11 protein-coding genes and 2 pseudogenes are annotated in these 15,358 nt (G+C 70.1%); 8 read left to right on the top strand and 5 right to left on the bottom strand.

The window, feature by feature from the left end:
* Positions 1 to 10: 10 nt before the first annotated feature.
* Positions 11 to 1,585: a Na+/H+ antiporter gene (locus ACFY10_RS45955; RefSeq protein WP_390671339.1), complete on the bottom strand. Its 1,575-nt coding sequence runs from the start codon at positions 1,583 to 1,585 to the stop codon at positions 11 to 13.
* Between the two features lie 182 nt (positions 1,586 to 1,767).
* Between ACFY10_RS45955 and ACFY10_RS45950 the strand changes: the two are divergent.
* Both ACFY10_RS45950 and ACFY10_RS45945 read left to right on the top strand, forming a co-directional pair.
* Positions 1,768 to 1,935, top strand: a pseudogene (locus tag ACFY10_RS45950) (sensor histidine kinase KdpD); the annotation flags it as partial.
* Positions 1,936 to 2,297: 362 nt separating this feature from the next.
* Positions 2,298 to 4,160, top strand: a complete 1,863-nt coding sequence (locus ACFY10_RS45945) for an NAD-binding protein (protein ID WP_390671338.1) — start codon at positions 2,298 to 2,300, stop codon at positions 4,158 to 4,160.
* 41 nt (positions 4,161 to 4,201) lie between these two features.
* On the opposite strand, the gene ACFY10_RS45940 is transcribed toward ACFY10_RS45945, so the two are convergent.
* Positions 4,202 to 4,774 carry a hypothetical protein gene (locus ACFY10_RS45940; protein WP_390671337.1) on the bottom strand — a complete coding sequence of 191 codons (573 nt, stop codon included), beginning with the start codon at positions 4,772 to 4,774 and terminating at the stop codon, positions 4,202 to 4,204.
* 183 nt (positions 4,775 to 4,957) lie between these two features.
* Here ACFY10_RS45940 and ACFY10_RS45935 point away from each other — a divergent pair.
* The 5 genes and pseudogenes from ACFY10_RS45935 to ACFY10_RS45915 all read left to right on the top strand — a co-directional run.
* Positions 4,958 to 5,128 (top strand): annotated as a pseudogene (locus tag ACFY10_RS45935) (response regulator); the annotation flags it as partial.
* A 336-nt stretch (positions 5,129 to 5,464) separates the two neighbouring features.
* The gene (locus ACFY10_RS45930) at positions 5,465 to 6,760 is read left to right on the top strand and encodes an extracellular solute-binding protein (protein WP_390671336.1); all 1,296 of its coding nucleotides are present in this window, start codon (positions 5,465 to 5,467) and stop codon (positions 6,758 to 6,760) included.
* Between the two features lie 6 nt (positions 6,761 to 6,766).
* Positions 6,767 to 7,783, top strand: a complete 1,017-nt coding sequence (locus ACFY10_RS45925) for a carbohydrate ABC transporter permease (RefSeq protein ID WP_390671335.1) — start codon at positions 6,767 to 6,769, stop codon at positions 7,781 to 7,783.
* Positions 7,784 to 7,842: 59 nt separating this feature from the next.
* Complete coding sequence (locus tag ACFY10_RS45920; protein ID WP_390671365.1) at positions 7,843 to 8,607, top strand: carbohydrate ABC transporter permease; 765 nt, start codon at positions 7,843 to 7,845, stop codon at positions 8,605 to 8,607.
* 74 nt (positions 8,608 to 8,681) lie between these two features.
* Positions 8,682 to 9,737 (top strand): endo-1,4-beta-xylanase, encoded by a 1,056-nt coding sequence (locus tag ACFY10_RS45915; RefSeq protein WP_390671334.1) that lies wholly within the window; start codon positions 8,682 to 8,684, stop codon positions 9,735 to 9,737.
* A gap of 436 nt (positions 9,738 to 10,173) precedes the next feature.
* Here the strand turns inward: ACFY10_RS45915 and ACFY10_RS45910 are convergent, their stop codons facing one another.
* Together ACFY10_RS45910 and ACFY10_RS45905 are read right to left on the bottom strand one after the other, a co-directional pair.
* Positions 10,174 to 10,380, bottom strand: coding sequence for a DUF5999 family protein (locus ACFY10_RS45910; RefSeq protein ID WP_115913979.1), 207 nt, complete (start codon positions 10,378 to 10,380; stop codon positions 10,174 to 10,176).
* Between the two features lie 387 nt (positions 10,381 to 10,767).
* Complete coding sequence (locus ACFY10_RS45905; protein WP_390671333.1) at positions 10,768 to 11,352, bottom strand: hypothetical protein; 585 nt, start codon at positions 11,350 to 11,352, stop codon at positions 10,768 to 10,770.
* Between the two features lie 553 nt (positions 11,353 to 11,905).
* Between ACFY10_RS45905 and ACFY10_RS45900 the strand changes: the two genes are divergently transcribed.
* Positions 11,906 to 13,423, top strand: coding sequence for a glutamate-cysteine ligase family protein (locus ACFY10_RS45900; protein ID WP_390671332.1), 1,518 nt, complete (start codon positions 11,906 to 11,908; stop codon positions 13,421 to 13,423).
* A 149-nt stretch (positions 13,424 to 13,572) separates the two neighbouring features.
* Here the strand turns inward: ACFY10_RS45900 and ACFY10_RS45895 are convergent, their stop codons facing one another.
* A complete protein-coding gene (locus ACFY10_RS45895; protein ID WP_390671331.1) occupies positions 13,573 to 15,336 on the bottom strand; it encodes a substrate-binding and VWA domain-containing protein in 1,764 nt (587 codons plus the stop codon).
* Between the last annotated feature and the right edge of the window lie 22 nt (positions 15,337 to 15,358).

The following is a 15,358-nucleotide window of genomic DNA, read 5'->3' as shown; positions in this document are numbered from 1 at the left end:
CCGCGGAGCGCTACGCGTCCGCGAGCCGCGCCTCCTCCAGGTCGAGGGACCGCTGCAGGCGGCGGCGGGTCGTGTCGCTGATGGCGTGGTCGTCGTAGAGGCGCTGCAGTTCGGCCGCCTCCACTGCTATCAGGTCGCGGCGCAGGTGGCGGTAGACCAGGTCGGCGGACTCGGTCGGCGCATGGGTGCCGTTGCTGTCGGCGAGCCGGTCGCGGGCGGCGTCGAGGCGGGCGTTGAGGCCCCGGCGCAGCCGGTCCAGGACCACGTCCGGTACCGCCTCCAGCTCCGACAGCTCCTCCAGCCGCTTGATGCCCGCACCGGCCAGGCTGCAGCGGGCGGCGGCCTCCTCGCGCTCGGTGTGATCGGGCTCCAGGGCGATACCGGAACGGCGCACGACCGGCGCGAGGGTGAAGCCCTGGACGACGAGGGTGACGACCACGACCGAGGTGGTCAGCACCAGCACCAGGGGCCGCTCCGAGAGGGCGGCGCCGCTCTTGGTGGCCACCGGGATGGACAGCGCGGCAGCCAGCGGCACCACGCCCCGGGTGCCGGCCCAGGTCAGCACCACGGGCACCCGCCAGTTCATCCGCTGGATACCGCCCTTGCGCTGCACCACAGCAGACAGCGGCGCCAGCCACAGCAGTCGTACGGCTATCAGAGTGGCCGCCACCGCCAGCGCGTACAGCGGCCATTCCTGGTCGCCGTCGGACAGCGCCCGTACCTGCGCGGGCAGCGCCAGCCCGATGAGGGAGAACACCACGCTCTCCAGCAGGAACACCACCGTGCCGTACACCGCATGCAGTTGGAGGCGGATACGGGCGTTGGTGAGCCGGTCGCCGCGGCCGCCCAGCACCACGCCGGCCACCACCACGGAGGTGACGCCGGAGGTGTGGGCCGCCTCCGCCAGGACATAGGCCGCATACGGTGTGACCAGGGCTATCACCGTCTCCAGGACTGGGTCCTCGGTGCGCCGGCGGATCAGCGCGACCACGCCTGCGACCGCCGCGCCGATGAGCGTGCCGCCGCCCGCGAGCAGCAGGAACTCGCCGCCCGCAGCTCCCCAGTCGGCCGCCGCCGAGGCCACCGCGACGCCGACCGCGACCCGGAAGAGGACCAGCGAGGTCGCGTCGTTGAACAGGCTCTCCGCCTGCACCAGGACCTGCACCTTGGGCGGCAGCGCAAGCCGTCTGCCGAGCGCGGTGACCGCCACCGGGTCGGTGCTGGCCAGGACCGCGCCCAGGACGAGGGCCATCTGCCACGACAGCGGCGTCACCAGCGATGCCACAAGGCCCACGGCCGCCGCGGAGGCCAGCACCAGGCCCACCGCGAGCACCCCGACGGGCCGCCACACCATCCGCAGCTCACGCCAGGACAGTTCCTCGGCGCTGGCGTACAGCAGCGGCGGAAGCACGACGAGGCCGATAATCTCGGGGCTGATCTCGATCTCCGGGGTGCCGGGCAGCAGGCTCACCGCGAGGCCGGCGACGACGAGGAGGGAGGGGGCGGGAATGCGCCACCGGCGTGCGAACGTCGCGACCACCGTGGCCAGTACCACGAGTGCGAGAACCGTTCCGACGCTGCGCATGCCGTCCCCCTGGACTTCGAAAGGAGCCACTGTGGCTCCCTGCCGACCAGACTTCCCGGCACACCATTTGCAGCCTATCCCGGCCATGGCCGGTCAAGACAGTGTCGACGTCCTCGTGAGCGACGCCAGGGACGCGTCAAGATGCCTGCCCACGGGCCTGCGGAGCGCTTCGCTCGAGGGCGATGAATGACGTACGGCGCGGACGGCTGAAGGTCTGCCTCGGGGCCGCCCCGGGGGCGGGCAAGACGTACCGCATGCTCGACGAGGGGCGCCGCCGGGCCGGACGCGGTGCCGATGTGGTGGTGGCGTTCGCCGAGTGCCACGGGCGGCCGAGGACCGAGGCGCTCCTGGGCCGCCCGCCCCGCCTCCGGCCGGACGGTGGCCTGACCGTGGGCTCCCGGCCCTGGGACGTGGACCCGAGCGGCCGGCCCGAGGGCGAGATCGAGCTGCGCGCCTACGGCAACGGCCACTACCTCGGGCGGGGCCGGTGCGGAAGGGCTGGGAGCCTGTGAACAGGCACTGACGCGGGCCGGGCAGAACGGCTGACGCCGGCCGATGCGGTACAGGTGGTGACCGTTATTGGCATGTTCTTGACGAATTCTTGGATCATGTACGGCTCCCGGCCGGAACAGCCCTTGTCACTCGCACCGTTCAGCCTCTTGTGACGTCAACTCTCCCCACCTGCCCCGAGCCCGGCCAGAGATCGCAGCACATGGTGATCTGCGGCGACGACGCACTCGCGCACCGGCTCGCCGTCGAACTGGACGCCGTGTGCGGCGAGATCGTCACAGTCGTGCTGCCGTCCGCGAGCGACGAGCGCGGCGCGGAGATCGCCGCGCTGCACGACGACCCGGACTCGCCGGTCGAACTGCACATCTCCGCACGTCCCGACGAGCGGGCCCTGCGGGCGGCGGGCGTCGAGCGGGCCGCCGCGCTCGCCCTGACCTACCGGGACGACCAGGTCAACATGACCGCGGCGCTGCTCGCCCGGACCGTCAACCCCTCGGTGCGGCTGGTCGTCCGGATGTTCAACCGCGAGCGCGGCCGTCATCTGGAGCGGCTGCTGGACCGGGCGGCGGGACTGTGCGACGACCTCGCCCAGGACACCTCCACCACGGTGCTCTCCGACGCCGACACCGCCGTACCGGAGCTCGTCGCGGCGGCCGCCGTGGGCCACGGGCACACCCTCCAGGTCGAGGGCAAGGTGTTCCGCGGCGCCGTAAGGCCCGCGGGGTCCCCGTCGAACGGCACCGACCTGGCCACCCTGGCGGTCCTGTCCGGTGCCCACCAGGACGACCCGGCCAGCCAGGACAGCGCCGAGACGCCCGGTGAGGACGGCACCCAGCTGCTGCCCGACAACCGGACCGCCCGCCACCGGCAGTTCACGCATGGCCGGCTGATGCTGGAGGAGGTCACCCACCTCGCCTCCGAAACAGCCGCCCGCGCCCGTCGCTTCCACCCTCGCCGGTGGCTGCGGGCGCGCCTCGCCCACCTGCCGTGGAAGGTCTTCCTCTCCCATCAACTCGCCGCCGTCTACGGTGCGTTGACGGCAGTCGTCCTCGCGCTCGCGACCGCCACCGCGCTCTTCGCGGACGAGCACCCGTGGTGGAAGAACTTCTATCTGCCGATGCTGGACATCTTCACCATGGGCGACCCGGCCACCGAGGAGTCGGTGGCCCGCCGAGTGCTCCAACTCCTCGCCGGTTTCGTGGGGTTGGCCGTACTCCCGCTCGTCGTCGCCGCGACCATGAACGCCACGGAGGCCTTCCGCACCGCCTCGGCGAGCCATCCGCCCGAGGACGACGTCAGCGGCCACATCGTCCTGGTCGGCCTGGGCATGGTCGGCACCCGGGTGCTGGCCCGGCTGCGCGCCACCGACCACCAGGTGGTGGCCATCGAGCGCGATCCGCACGCCCGCGGCGTCGCCCTCGCCCGCCAGCTCGGCGTACCGCTGATACTGGAGGACGCCACGGCCCCGGGCGTACTCGAACTGGCCCGCATCCGGCAGAGCGGCTCGCTGCTCGTCCTGACCCGCGACGACGGCCAGAACCTCGACATCGTCATGGCGGTCCGGGAGACGAACCCCGCCCTGCGGGTGGTGACGCGGCTGTACGACGACGCCTTCGCGGCCACCGTCCAGCGCACCCTGCGCGCCTCCTACCCGGACGCCCTGACCCGGAGCAGAAGCGTTTCCGCGCTGGCCGCGCCCTCGTTCGCCGCCGCGATGATGGGCCGCCATGTGCTGGGGGTGATGCCGGTGGAGCGGGGCTCGCTGCTGTTCACCTGCGTGGACGTGGCCGGGCATCCCGAGCTGGAGGGGCGCTCCGTGCACGAGGCGTTCCGGGAGAACGAATGGCGGGTGCTGGCCGTAGGGACCGCCACCGGGCCGCTGCCCGTGTCGGCGGCCGCGGACGGCCTCCCCGGACCGCGCCCCGACCGCACGGGCTTCGACTGGCGTCCGGAGCAGGGCCGGGTTCTGGGGGCGGGCGACCGAGTCGTCCTCGCGACGACGCGGCGCGGCCTGGACATCCTGATGACGGGCGTGCAGCCGCATCCGGCGGACCGGCGGCAGTGACAGCCTGCGAACAAAGGGCTCCAACTGCGGCTCGGGGAGCGTCACTTCAGGTCGGAGACCCTGAACACCGTCTCGGCCGTCTCGCGCTCGACCCGCTCCGAGACCCGGTCCAGCGCGGTGGTCCCGCACAGCAGGGTGCCCAGGGCCAGGGACTTCCGGGCGTCCTCGTGCAACCGGTGCCAGAGGTCGGGATTGTGGACGAGCACCCGGGGGTCGAGTTCGACGCGCTCGCCGAAGGCGTCCCGGAGCACCAGGCGCTGGGTGATCCCGTCGAGGCAGCGCACCGAGACCAGCAGGTCGGTGCGGATCCTCCGGGTGCGCAGCAGTCGGCGCGAGGTCAGCCAGCCCTGGCCGGCGCGGACCCGGTCGGGGCAGAGCAGGAGGAAGAGCAGGACGGCGAGCGTGGACCACAGCGCACCGCGCCGCGGGGACAGGGTGTCCGCACCCCAGTCGATCAGGAACAGCAGGCCCAGGAGTACGGCCGCGCAGCGCATCGCGCTGATCAGATCCCCCGCCCAGCGGCGATCGTGGACCACGGGGCCGGATTCCGGTGCGGACGTGCTGGATTCGGAGGTCCTGGATCCGTGTCGGCGCGCGTCGTCGCGGTGTCCCATACGCCAGACGGTAGAGACCGTACGTCGCGGGAGGAATGGACCTTGACGGGACCCATACGGCTCCGCGTTCCTTCTTGACGGCGCCGCAGCGAGAGCCGTCCGTTGCCCGGGTCGCACCCCCGTCAAGGACGGGTCAAAGAGGCCGGATTCGACACGAAGAACACGCAAGGGAGGCTCGGCGGCCCGGACATCGGACTCGACCTCGGGCTGCCCGACATGGACGGCGTCGACGTCCTCAAGGCCCTGCGCGGCGGGAGCCGGGTCCCGGTGCTGGTGCTCTCCGCACGCCAGGCCTCGGACGAGAAGGTCGCCGCGCTCGACGCGGGCGCCGACGACTACATCACCAAGCCGTTCAGCGGGTGAACGCGGCGCTCCGCGAGCTCCGTAATGTTCGCCAGCAGGCCCGAATGTTTCGCTTGTGCAGGCGGGAGTGACCTGTGCTGCAGCCTGTCGGTGTGCAATGGGCGACCTCGGCCCCGACACGATCGCCTCCTCGGCAGAGGGTGGCGCGGGCGTCAATGCCCGGGGGTGCCGTGGAAGTTGCCCGCAGATTCACTGCGTACAAGGGGTTGCCACCGTTTGGGAGCTGTCTCTAGGGTGCGGCAACAACGCAGCTTTCAGGATCATCTCCGAAACTTTCGGTCCCAGCGGACGGTCGTGGACGCGCCGTCCCTACCCAAGGAGCGCAAAATGGGCGACCGGGCACTGTCCCGCCGCGGCTTCCTGGCGGCCTCCGCCGCGGCCGGTCTGGGCATGACGGCACTGAGCGGGTGCGGCGGAGACTCGGGCGGAGGGTCGTCGGACGGGACGACCACCATCGAGTGGTGGAACATCTCCACCACCGAGCCTGCGAAGACCGTCTGGGCCGGTCTGGCCAAGAAGTTCGAGGCCCAGAACCCCAAGGTCAAGGTAAAGATCGTCCAGCTCGAGAACGACGCCTACAAGTCGAAGATGACGGCGCTGACCGCCTCCGGGAAGCTCCCCGACATCTTCCACACCTGGGGCGGCGGCGTCCTCAAGCAGCAGGTCGACGCCGGGCTCGTCGAGGACCTCACCGACAAGACCAAGCCGTGGGCCGACGGCCTGCTGCCGGTCGCGAAGAAGCCGTACATCCTCGACGACAAGACGTACGCCATCCCGTTCGACATCGGCATGATCGGCTTCTGGTACAACAAGGCGCTCTTCAAGCAGGCCGGTATCAGCGCGCCTCCGACCACCTGGAGCGGCTTCCTCGACGCCGTGCAGAAGCTGAAGGCCAAGGGCATCACCCCGCTCGCCCTGGCCGGCAAGGAGAAGTGGCCCGGGATGTACTACTGGGCCTACCTCGCGATGCGCACCGCCGGCATCGACGCGCTCCAGAAGGCCAGTGACGACAAGGACTTCACCGCCCCCGGGCTCGTCCAGGCGGGACAGCACCTCAAGGACCTGGTCCAACTCCAGCCCTTCCAGAAGGGGTTCCTCGGCGCCGCCTACTCCACGCCCACCGGACAGGCCGCGACCGTCGGCAACGGCAAGGCAGCCATGGAGCTGATGGGCCAGTGGGCCCCGAGCGTGGAGGCCGACGCCGGCAAGGGACTCGGCAAGAACCTCGGCTTCTTCCCGTTCCCCGCCGTCGAGGGCGGGAAGGGCGCGATCACCGAGGTGTTCGGCGGTGGCGGCGGACACGCCCTGCGCAAGGGTGCTCCGCAGGCGGCCGTCGACTTCCTGAAGTTCTTCGCTTCCGAGTCCACCGACGTCGAACTGGTGAAGAAGACCGGCACCATCCCGGTCGTCCCGGCTGCGGACAGCGCCCTCTCCGACCCCAACATCAAGGCCGTACAAGCCCAGTTGAAGGCTGCCACCGGCTTCCAGCTCTTCCTCGACCAGGCGTACGCCCCCGCCGTCGGCCAGGAGGTCAACGACAGCGTCGCCGCGCTCATCGCCGGCTCCAAGTCCCCCGAGCAGGTCACGCAGTCGATCACGAAGATCGCGAAGGAAGAGCAGTAACCGGCGATGACCTCCACGTCCTCCACGTCCTCCACGTTCCTTCCGGACAAGCGGAGCGGCCCGGGCGTCGAACTCCCGCCTCCCGCCGCGGACTTCGCGCGGGGGCGGGCCCGGCGGCGCCTGCTGAACTGGCTCACCGCGGTCGGCTTCCAGGTGCCCGCCCTGGTGCTGTTCATCGGGCTGGTCCTGCTGCCCATGCTGTTCGCGCTGTACGCGGCCTTCTTCCGCTGGGGCGGCTTCGGCATGCCCTCCGACTACGCCGGCACCGACAACTTCACCCGGCTCTTCCAGGACCCCGTCTTCCTGGGCGACCTGTGGCGCTGCCTGCTCCTGGTCGTGCTGTCGCTCGCGCTGCAGCTGCCGTTCGCCCTGGCCATGGCCGTGGCGCTCAACCAGCGGCTGCGCGGCCGGGCCGTGTACCGGATGCTGTTCTTCGCACCGTACGTCCTGTCCGAGGCGATCACCGGCGTCCTGTTCAGCATGGTCTTCGCCCCGGACGACGGACTCGCAGACCACATCCTGGGCGCCGTTGGCCTCGACGGCCTGGGCGGGGAGTGGTTCGCTGATCCGTCCTACGTCATGGCGACCCTGTTCCTGGTCATGATGTGGAAGTACTTCGGCTTCCACATGATGCTCTACCTGGCCGGACTCCAGTCCATCCCGGCCGAGTTGACCGAGGCGGCGCTGATCGACGGCGCCGGGCCCTGGCAGCGGTTCCGCAATGTCACCCTGCCGCTGCTCGCGCCCACCCTGCGCATCAGCATCTTCCTGTCGGTCATCGGGTCGATCCAGCTCTTCGACCTGGTGTGGGTGGTCACCCAGGGCGGGCCCGACCATCACTCCGAGACGATGGCCGTGACCATGTTCCAGTACGGCTTCAAGCGCTACCAGGTCGGCTACGCCAGCGCGATCAGCGTGGTCATGTTCGGCATCTGCCTCGTCTTCGCCCTCGCCTACCAGCGGTTCGTGCTCCGCCGCGACCTCGAAGGGGCCACCACGACGATGAGGGGGGACGGCAAGTGAGCCGCAAGACCGTACGCACTCTGCCGCTGCACGTGGTCCTCGTGGCCGTCGGCGCGGTGATGGTCGTGCCCGTGGTGTACGCCGCACTCTCCGGCTTCAAGTCCACCGACGAGCTGTCCCGAAACCCCTTCGGGCTGCCCGAGCACTGGCTGACCGGCAACTACACCGGCATCCTCGGCTCCGGGGACTTCTGGCGGCTGGTCGGCAACAGCACGCTGATCGCCGTGGCGACGACCGTGCTCGTGGTCGCCGTGTCCGCGCTCGCGGCCTTCTCCTTCGCCCGGTTCGCCTTCCGCGGGCGGGAGTTGCTGTTCACCTTCTTCACGATAGGGCTGATGTTCCCCTTCGCGGTGGCCGCGCTGCCGCTGTTCCTGCTGCTGCGCTACCTCGACCTGCTCGACAACCCGCTGGGCGTGATCCTCCCGCAGGCCGCCTACGGACTGCCGATGACGATCATCATCCTGCGCGGCTTCTTCCGGCAGATCCCCGGCGAGCTGGAGGAGGCGGCCACCCTCGACGGCTGCAGCTCCTTCGGGTTCTTCTGGCGGGTGCTGCTGCCGATGGCGCGGCCCGCGCTGGGCACGGTCTCGGTACTCGCCGTGGTCACCAGCTGGAACAACTTCTTCCTGCCGCTGCTGGTGTTCACCGACAACACGTGGTGGACCCTGCCGATCGGCGTCCAGCAGTTCCAGGGCCAGTACTCGGCGGACTACGCCCGCGTCTTCGCCTATCTCGTCCTCGCGATGGTTCCCGCCCTCGCCTTCTACTCGGTCGCCGAGCGGCAGCTCGTGGGCGGCCTCACCGCCGGCGCGACGAAGGGATGACGCGCGCTCCGCGGACGTACGACCCCACCCGGCATCCGACGCATCCGACGCGTCCGACAGTGAGGAGTCGCACCATGCCCAGGACCAGCACCCGCCTCAGACTCGCCGGCGCCCTCGCCGCGGTCCTCGTGGCCGCCGGCATCGCCACCGGCCCCGCGGCCCAGGCGAACCAGAAGCAGCCGACGCTCGCGGAACTCGCCCAGCGCCACGGCCGCTACTTCGGCAGTGCCACCGACAACCCCGAACTCACCGACACCGCCTACACGGCCCTGCTCGGCAGCGAGTTCGACATGATCACGCCCGGCAACGGCATGAAGTGGTACGCCACCGAGCCCCAACAGGGCGTCTTCGACTGGACGAACGGCGACGCGATCGTGAACCTGGCCCGCAAGAACCACCAGCGGGTCCGCGCCCACACCCTCGTCTGGCACAGCCAACTGCCGAGCTGGCTCACCAGCCGCGCGTGGACGGCCGACGAGCTGCGGGCCGTACTGAAGAATCACATCCAGACGGAGGTACGGCACTATCGCGGCAAGGTCTACTCCTGGGACGTCGTCAACGAGGCGTTCAACGAGGACGGCACCTACCGCGAGACCCTCTGGTACAAGACGCTCGGCCCGGGCTACATCGCCGACGCCCTGCGCTGGGCCCACCAGGCAGACCCGCACGCCAAGCTCTATCTCAACGACTACAACATCGAGGCGGTCGGCCCGAAGAGCGACGCCTACTACCAGCTGGCCAAGGACCTCAAGGCACAGCACGTCCCGCTCGACGGCATCGGCCTCCAGGCCCATCTGGCCCTCCAGTACGGCTATCCGACCACTCTGGAGGACAACCTGCGCCGCTTCTCCGGGCTCGGCCTCGACACCGCGCTCACCGAGGTCGACGTACGGATGCTGCTTCCCGCGGACGGGGAGAAGCCGGCGACGCAGGCGCAGTGGTACCGGGACCTGACCGAGGCATGTCTCGCGGTGCGGCGGTGTGTCGGCATCACGGTGTGGGACTACACCGACAAGTACTCATGGATCCCGGCGTTCTTCCCGGGCGAGGGCGCCGCGCTCCCGTGGGACGAGCAACTGCAGCCCAAGCCGGCCTACTTCGCGATCAGGCAGGCGCTGGGCGGCAAGTAGAGAACGCCCCGGCGGTGCAGTGGGGAGCACCGCCGGGGTCCGGTACCCCCGGTCAGGGCGCCGGGGGTGCCGCCCCCCCACCGCATCGCGACCTCCTCGACGCCGCGGATGATCTCCACCGCCCAGGAGCTGTCGAGGTCGTCTGCCGGCAATTCCCCCACCTCCGTCGAGGCGTACCTCGAAACTTCCAGAAGTCTTCCGGAAAGCGGGCGCCCATGGGAACGGAGATCGCGTCGACGGAGGTCGATGAAAGTCGATGGAAGTCTGTGGAAGAAGATCAAATTCGATGAAGGCCGATGAAAAGCGATGACCGCATTACGCACACGGAACTACGCGCAGTGATCGCCTCCGGACATGCGTCGGGGCCGGTTCGCAGCGTGTCTTTGCGACCGGCCCCTCAAGTCTCCGGGCGGTGTGGCGCACCGCCCGGCACTGCTCAGGCGGCCGTCATCACCTGGCCGGCGCCCAGCGGGCGGTGCGGCGCGATGATCTGGCCGTCGGGCAGGAGCTCACCGGTGTCCTCGAAGAGCAGAACGCCGTTGCACAGCAGGCTCCATCCCTGCTCCGGGTGGTGCGCCACAAGTCGGGCGGATTCCCGGTCGGCTGAGTGGGCTGTCGGACACGGTGGCTGGTGCTGGCACATTGATGGGATCTTTCGCTCTGTCGTGATGTGTGAGATGGCTGTCTTGTCTGTCCCGCGGCTTGAAGCTCCGTTCATGGCCGCCCCCCGTAGTGATAAATCGGTCCAGTCCCAGTGTTGCCCCACGGGCGTCAATCCGCAGGGATTTCGCAGCACCGCTTCTCACAGGTTGAGGACGCATCCCCCGCACGGACGGTTCAGTCCAACCGTACTGTCACTTCGGGTGGTTCTCGGTGGCCGGATGGGGCTAGTCCTTACCGGTCGGGCGCCTATTTCGGCTCGTACGAGCAATTGGCTGCTCGTACGAGCGTATTGTCGAGCGGAAAAGCCTCGTACCCCGCTACCCGGAATTCCGGGGCGGGGTACGAAAGGTGTGGCGACGGGCGGTGATCAGGCGGGCGAGCCCAGCAGTGGGACGGGAGTCACCCGATGGGTCAGGACCGGGAGCAGCTCGGCGACGCGGTGCGGGCGGTGGGCCGCGATACCGGGCGGCGCCGGCGCCAGCGGGACGAGCAGGTCCGTGGCGGCGGGCTGGCCGGTGGCACCGTCCGCGGTGCAGTCGCCGTGCAGCCACAGCGTGAGCATGTACAGGCTCGGCACCGAGAGCAGGCGCGGCTGGTAGGGCTGGTTCATCGTCTCGGCCTGGCGCAGGGCGCGCTCGGTGGAGGCGATGTAGGGGCCTTCGAAGAAGTGCGAGAAGGCCCAGCCGTCAGGGGTCAGCATGGTGTCGGCGGCGGCCACCGAGCGCTCGCCGCAGCGGATCAGGAAGCGCCACCCGGCCAGCCGGGTGGCGGACGCGCCCGCGGGGGTCAGCCGGTCCAGTACGTGTACGGGCAGCGGGAGTTCGGGTGTGGCGGGGCCCTGGGAGCGCAGCAGGGAGGGAGTTCGGGCCTCGCGGACCGCGGTGGGGGAACCGAGTGCGGTCAGGACGGTGCGAAGGGCGGGCGCGGGAGCCGGGGGGACATGCAGCGGCATGGTGGGTCGCCTCTCATTCGACAGGCACGGTGGCGCGAGGGCGGGGGCGGACGGCGCTGTCTGCTCACGGGGCCAGAGGGGCGGGGGCCGGGGCCTGGGAACGAGGAGTGTGGGTGAGGCCTGCCGCACGTCACCTCGACGGCAGGTTCCATGACCGCGGGCGCCAACCCTCTGTCTTGTTCGCGGAGTTTATACGACATGTGTTCAGACGGTGTTTCGTCTAGTCGTTTCCGGTGTACTCGACAAGGGCGTATCCGGTCGGCGATACGTGGGAATCATCCCGGTTCCGGTCCGGCCTTACGCCGATGACCTCGGAAAATATCCGGGAAGCGGTCGGCCAATTCTCGTCGGCGTTTTTCACGAGTTCGTCGACGGCCCGAAACTGCGCCGTGCTCCATGCCCGGTGAATGTGCCACCGGTCACGTGCACCAGAGTAGCGGGCGACGTCCCCGCGCGGGGACGTTATCGATCGCCGCGGCTGGGCATCATCCCACGTGACCCCGACACCGGGCGGCCGGATCTTCGGGCCGCTCATTCGAGGAGGGACGCTTCGATGGGGGAGAAGGTCGTGGCAGGGCGGTTCGACCTGTCCGATCGGCAGCACTACCGCGACAAGCTCCGCAGGTGTCTGACGGGACTGGAGCGGCTCCTGGACGAGAAGCGGTTCGATCGCCCGAAGAACCTCATGGGGTTGGAGATCGAACTGAATCTGGCCGGTGGCGACGGCATGCCGAAAATGCTCAATGCGCAGGTCCTCGAGCGGATCGCTAGCCGTGATTTCCAAACAGAACTCGCCATGTTCAATCTGGAAGTCAACATAGCCCCACATCGATTGGGTGGGCGGGTATTCGACCGGCTCGCGGAGGAACTGAGGACCTCGCTGGCATATGCCCACCGAAAAGCGGGGGAGCTCGACGCGGGAATCGTGATGATCGGCATTCTGCCGACCCTCGACCGGGACGACCTGGTCTCCTCCAACCTCTCCGACGTCGACCGCTACGCCCTGCTCAACGAGCAGATCGTGGCCGCCCGCGGCGAGGACTTCGCCCTCGACATCGACGGAGTGGAGCACCTCACCTGCACCTCGAAGTCCATAGCGCCGGAAGCCGCCTGTACCTCCGTACAACTGCACCTCCAGGTCACCCCGGGCCGCTTCGCCGACGTCTGGAACGCCGCGCAGGCCGTCGCCGCCGCCCAGATCGCCGTGGGCGCCAACTCGCCCTTCCTGTTCGGCCGCGAGCTGTGGCGCGAGTCCAGGCCCCCGCTGTTCCAGCAGTCCACCGACACCCGCCCGCCGGAGCTGCAGGCCCAGGGGGTGCGCCCGCGCACCTGGTTCGGAGAGCGCTGGATCTCCTCCGCCCACGACCTCTTCGCGGAGAACCTGCGCTACTACCCGGCCCTGCTTCCGATCTGCGACGCGGAGGACCCCCTCGACGTCCTCGACGCGGGCGGCATCCCCAAACTCGCCGAACTCGTCCTGCACAACGGCACGGTGTACCGCTGGAACCGCCCGGTCTACGGCATCGCCGACGGCGTCCCGCACCTGCGCGTCGAGAACCGCGTCCTGCCCGCCGGGCCCACCGTCACCGACGTCATCGCCAACGCGGCCTTCTACTACGGCCTCGTCCGCGCCCTCGCCGAGGAGTCGCGGCCCGTGTGGACCCGGCTGTCCTTCGAAGCGGCCACCGCCAACTTCGACGCCGCCTGCAAGCACGGCATCGACGCCCGCCTCGAGTGGCCGCGGCGGGGACGCTACGGCGGCACCACGCAGGTCGACGCGGTCAGCCTCGTACGCGACGAACTGTTGCCGCTCGCCGAGGCGGGCCTGGACGCTTGGGGCGTCGAACCCGCCGACCGGGACCTCTACCTGGGCGTCATCGACGAGCGCTGCCGGCGCCGGGTCAACGGCGCGACCTGGCAGGCGGCGACCTTCCACCGGGCCCTGGAGACGGGGCTCTCACGGGATGCCGCACTGGCGGCCACGACCCGGAGGTACGGCGAGCTGATGCACCTGGGTGAGCCGGTGCACACGTGGCCGGTGGGGCTGCCGGAGCCGGTACCGGTGGTGTGAGACGCGCTCCGCGGGATGGGCCGCGATGGGGCGTCGTTTGTCTGCGGCGCCGTCGTGGCTGGTCGCGCCCGCGCGGCGGAGCCGCATATCGATGCAGCCCCGCGCCCCTTGCGGGGCGCTGCCGAACCCTGGGGGATTTCGCGCCCCGCTCAGTCGTCGCCCCTCGACCCCGCCGCCACTATTGCCTTCAACATCACCGACTGGATCTGTGAAGGGTTGCTGACCGACTGGCCCGAACCGCCGGTTGCCTCGGCGATCTCGTCGGCCTCCTGGCGGTCGGCGTCGGGGCCCACGGCGATCATGATGAGCGGCACCGGGCGCGCGGGGTCGGTGAGTTTCTGCAGCTGGGTGATGAGCTCGGAGCGGGAGATGCTGCCCGGGTCCTGGTTGACGCCGTCGGTCAGGATGACCAGCGCGTTGAACTTCCCCTTGACGTACGACGAGGTCGCCGCCTTGTATGCGGCGAGTGTGGTGTCGTACAGCCCGGTGGCCCCGCCTGAGACGGGCTCGAGGGCGCTGAACGCCGCCGAGAGCCGGTCGCGCTGGGTGCCGCTGCCCTTCTGGTCGCCGAGCCGCTCGGTCGGCACCAGGATGCGGTAGTCCTTGGCGCCGTCCAGCTTCGTGGAGAACTCCCACAGGCCGATCTCGTCCTCGGGCGTGAAGGTGGCGAGGGCCTGCAGCAGGGACCCCTTGGTGACGTCCATGCGCGACTGGCCGGTCCCCGGCACCGGCTGGGACATGGACGACGAGGCGTCCACGATCGTGGTGAGGCGGGCGCTCTGCACGGTGATCGTCCAGGTGCCGAGGGTCTCCTGGAGCGCGGCGTCCGAGGCCGGCTGGGGTGCGGGCTCGGCGTACGGCTGCGGGCTGCTGCCGCCCGCCTCGGCGACCAAGGCCTGCGGCGCCTCTTCGTCGGAGGTGCGGAAGCCGTACTTCTGCAGCAGCCGGAGCTGCGCCGGCTGCCGCAGGTAGTTGATGAACCGCAGCGCGGCCCGGCTCTCGTCGGTCGTCAGCTCGTCGACCGTCGCGAACGGGTAGTCGAGCCGGGGCGAGCCGTCCTTCGGGTAGAACATGTCCACGCCGGCGCCGCTGTCGGCCGAGGAGTTGTACGCGTACGCCGCCTGCTCGGACAGGACCAGCGCCTGGTTCCGCTTCGGGTTGCCCAGCTCGGTGCCCGAGGAGTCACGGGGCAGTGTGTCCACGACCTGGCTGTCCGTGTCCGAGGTGCGCTGCGACAGCGTCTTCATCATGGCCGCGGCCTGGGTGTCGCCGCCCCTGAGAGTGGCGGCGGCGGCGCCGAGTTGGGTGAGGGCGAGCAGCCCGGTGGCGCTGCGCGCGGGGTCGGCCGCGCCGAGCCTGACCGATTTGTCCTGCATGGTGGCGCCGACCAGGTCGATCCAGCTGTACGTCTTCTTCGGCCACCCCAGCGACTTCGCGGCCGCGGGCACCATGGCCACGCCGATCGGTGTCGAGGCGACCGCGCCCACCGGAGTCACGTCGATCGGGCCGTTGTCCGCCGTGATCCGGTCGATCCACAGGTCCGAGTCCGGCACCCACAGCTGCACGCCGGGCTTCTTGCCCGCGGCGAGAGCGTCCGCGACCTTGTACGAGTCGCGTGCGGTCACCGTGACCGCGACACAGCGTCCGTCGGAAGTGATGTTGCTGCGCCGGGCCTGTTTTGCAGCGTCCGTGAGGGCCGGGGCGATATCCGGCGAGGCGGCGAGTTCGAGGCGCACCGGGTCGTCCTGGCACGAGGAGCCGAACGACAGCAGCCCGCTCTTGACCGCGCCCGCCGTGCCGCCCGCGACGGTGAGGACGAGCACCGTCGCAACGGCCACCGTGCGGCGCCGCGCCCGTGGACGGGGGTCGCTGCCGCCCGCCCCATACTGATCGGGCAAGCTGTGACGTCCCATGACGGTGGTGCCCCTCCCTGTT

The organism is Streptomyces sp. NPDC001401 (assembly GCF_042895385.1).
Classification (GTDB): domain Bacteria; phylum Actinomycetota; class Actinomycetes; order Streptomycetales; family Streptomycetaceae; genus Streptomyces.
Note: the sequence above shows the minus strand (reverse complement) of the source record. Positions and strands in the feature narration are given on the sequence as shown.